Source organism: Parazoarcus communis SWub3 = DSM 12120, assembly GCF_003226565.1.
Taxonomy (GTDB): domain Bacteria; phylum Pseudomonadota; class Gammaproteobacteria; order Burkholderiales; family Rhodocyclaceae; genus Parazoarcus; species Parazoarcus communis.
In genome coordinates this window covers 1-3,152 of record NZ_QKOE01000050.1, presented here as the reverse complement: position 1 = coordinate 3,152, position 3,152 = coordinate 1, and the positions used below count along the sequence as shown (strand labels likewise).

The 3,152-nt window shown below is 58.2% G+C and carries 1 protein-coding gene and 1 pseudogene; both read right to left on the bottom strand.

From position 1 onward, the window contains the following. Positions 1–170: 170 nt before the first annotated feature. Positions 171–395, bottom strand: a pseudogene (locus DNK49_RS25260) (RHS domain-containing protein); the annotation flags it as partial. A 1,902-nt stretch (positions 396–2,297) separates the two neighbouring features. Beyond that, positions 2,298–3,152 (bottom strand): RHS repeat-associated core domain-containing protein (locus DNK49_RS25080; protein WP_207807095.1); only part of this gene is annotated, 855 nt, incomplete at its 5' end.

Genomic DNA, 3,152 nt, shown 5'->3' with positions numbered 1-3,152 from the left:
AACCTCCTCCGATTGAACACATCACGCAAGGGCAGCATAAAGACCAAGCGCATGCTGGCCGCTACGTCGGACAAATTTCGCGCAGAACTGCTCGGGGTGATGACATGAAGGTGCGATTGCCCTGGATCGTAGTACCGGTACCGATTGTAATAAAGCCCGGACTCCTCATCGATCCACTGCCCCTGAAACCGGATCGGCTGTCTGACGCCGTTTTCTTCCGAGACCGCTGCCCAGTCATCGGGCTGCGCCGCCCAGCGCGTCTTGCCATTGTGATCCACCAGTCGCAACGGCGTGCCCAGATGGTCGGTCACGAACACGCTCACCCGTGCTGTCGGGGCCTCGGGCTTGAACGGGTTGGGGACGACCAGGCCATGCTCGGCCAGTAGCGTCGACATCTGCGTAAAGAGCGCTCGTTCCTCACGCGTACTCTCCCGGTCTTCCGCGTCCTCGGGTTCGAGCCGATCCTGCTCGATACGCAGTAGCGGCACGAAGCTGTCGGGTTCGCAGAGGACGGTGGTGGTGAGTGTGTCGGTGGCCTCGCACACCAGCCGCTCGCCATCCCAGCCGTAGCGGGTGGTGCGGATGTCGTGGCCGGTGGAGACGGACTTGGCGATGCGTCGCGAGAGCGCATCGTAAGCATAGGTGGCCTGCGTGCGGGTGCCGTCGGGGGCGATCCGCTCGAGCGCCACCAGCCGATGGGCGCCGTCGTAGCCGAGTTCGAGCCGCGTGCCATCGGCGAGCGTGCGCTCGACCAGGTTGCCCGCGCCATCGAAGCGGCTGCTGACGCCGGCGAGGTCGGTGACGCGGTTGTCGGGCCAGTGTGCGGTGTTCGGGGTACGACGGCCGTCTTTGCGATTGCCGAGCAGGTTGAACTCGGGGTCGCTCAGGTTACGCGCCACGGTGCGGGCCCAATCGTCATCGGCTGGGGCCGCGAGCGTGCCGTCGGCGGTGGTGACATCGAGGCGGTTGCCGGCCGGGTCGAAGCGGTAGTCGTGGCGCTGCGCCCCGTGCTGACTGGCGATGAGCCGGCCCGAGGCATCGTAGGCGTAGGCGATGGCGCGGGTGCCAGCACCATCGCGCTGGCGGATCGAGGCCAGATGCGCATGGGCGTCGTAAGCGTATTCGCGGATCAGGGGGGCGGCGTGGGGTGTAGCCAGTGCGCTGCGTGAGAGTTGCCCGAGCACGGTGTAGGCGCGGGTTTCCCTCAGGATGGGGGCGCCGCCCAGCGCAGGGCCGTCGGGGCGCAGGGTGCGCGACACCTCACGGTGCAGCGCATCGCGCTCGAAATCGATCTCGATGCCATTCACGCGCAGGCCGTGGAGGTGGCCCGAGCCGTAGCTGAGCCAAGCACACTCGGGGGCGTCGCCATAGGTGGCGGCTTCGGGCTGGCCGAGAAGACCGTAGCGGTGGGCGCAGGCATAGTGCCATGGATCCGCGGTCTGATTCGTATGCGACTGCGACTCGCGCACCACCCGTCCGGCCGCATCGAAGGCGAAGCGTACCTCGGCCGTGGGGCTGGTGAAGGAGGCCAACTGGCCATCGGCGCGCCAGGCGAAATGCTCGGTGATCGCCGGCGCACACGCGGTGGCCGGCAGGTGACGGGCGATGAGACGGCCCACGGCGTTGTGTTCGTAACGTGTCACCGGCGCCTCGGGCAGGCTGGGGCGGTGAGCCGCCCCAGCGGCTTCAAACGACTCTGACCCTTTTGATTTTCTTGCAAGAAGCCCGTTCCGGCCCGATCGCGAAGACGTCCACTGCACTGCTTGAAAAGGCACGCACTTGCATGGCGCGCATTGCGGCGATGCATGATCTGGTACAGCCGTATTTCAAGCATGAGCAGGTGCGGTACGCTTCGTAAATTACCTATTTGATTGCCGAGTTAATGGTTTTATTGCTGAAAGTGCTATTTACACAATTTGAATTGTTTGTTTTCATTGAAACTAGTTTATGGTAGATGCGATCATATTGATCGGTGCCAATCGAGCGTTCTATATATTTCATGCATCCTGTGTGTGATTTGCATTCTTTCATGCTATTTTGATTGTCTTCTATCTTCTTAAGAAAATAGCATTCTTTGATGGTTTGGTTGTTAAGGAATTCTGATTCCATAAATTTCTCAGCTTCATGGTATGCGTTATACCCAGATGAAGATAGCCAAACAGTGTATTGAAAGGACTGTCCGTTCTTATATCCAGCAACATACATGGCCCATAGTAATATAATTAATATTACGGGTATAAATATCGAAATAATATAATTTTTTTTCATGATTTGATGTTTTTCGATTTGATGATTGATCAGCGGCCGTATGGCCCAAGTCCAGGGAGTGGTCCTGCGTCGAAGTTAGGTCGGGGTTTGGTTTCAATGCAAACAGTCCCCGGCAAAGAGTTAACTTCTGATGACGTTGGTGTCCTGATTACAGCTGTTTTCGTGCTCATGGTCTGTTTTTCTACCATCACATCGTGAGGCTTGGATTCCACGCCCGTTTCTGTGTTCTTTTGTCTTGTACAGATCATTGCCTCGTCAATTCTTGCAAATTCGTCACCAGCTGGATTAATGAAATCCCATAAATCAGACATCTTGTCTCGGATGCTGTTATAGGTAGCCTCCCATTTTCCTGGCATTTCTCCAACTTTTTGCGGGTTCGACTTTGGCGGTTTTGCTGATTTTGTTTGATAGCGTCCCGTAGTGGATGATCGTCCGGCTTTCGCCAATCCTAGCGGATCTATTTGGGTTAGCGGGTCATGTTGATAATGGAAGAGATTGCTTCCCCCCATCAACCCAATCGGATCCTGCGTCACATACCGACCCTGCGTTGGATCGTAGTACCGGTAGCGATTGTAATAAAGCCCGGACTCCTCATCGATCCACTGCCCCTGAAACCGGATCGGCTGTCTGACGCCGTTTTCTTCCGAGACTGCCGCCCAGTCATCGTGCTGCGCCGCCCAGCGGGTCTTGCCATTGTGATCCATCAGTCGCAACGGTGTGCCCAGATGGTCGGTCACGAACACGCTCACCCGTGCTGTCGGGGCCTCGGGCTTGAACGGGTTGGGGACGACCAGGCCATGCTCGGCCAGTAGCGTCGACATCTGCGTAAAGAGCGCTCGTTCCTCACGCGTACTCTCCCGGTCTTCCGCGTTCTCGGGTTCGAG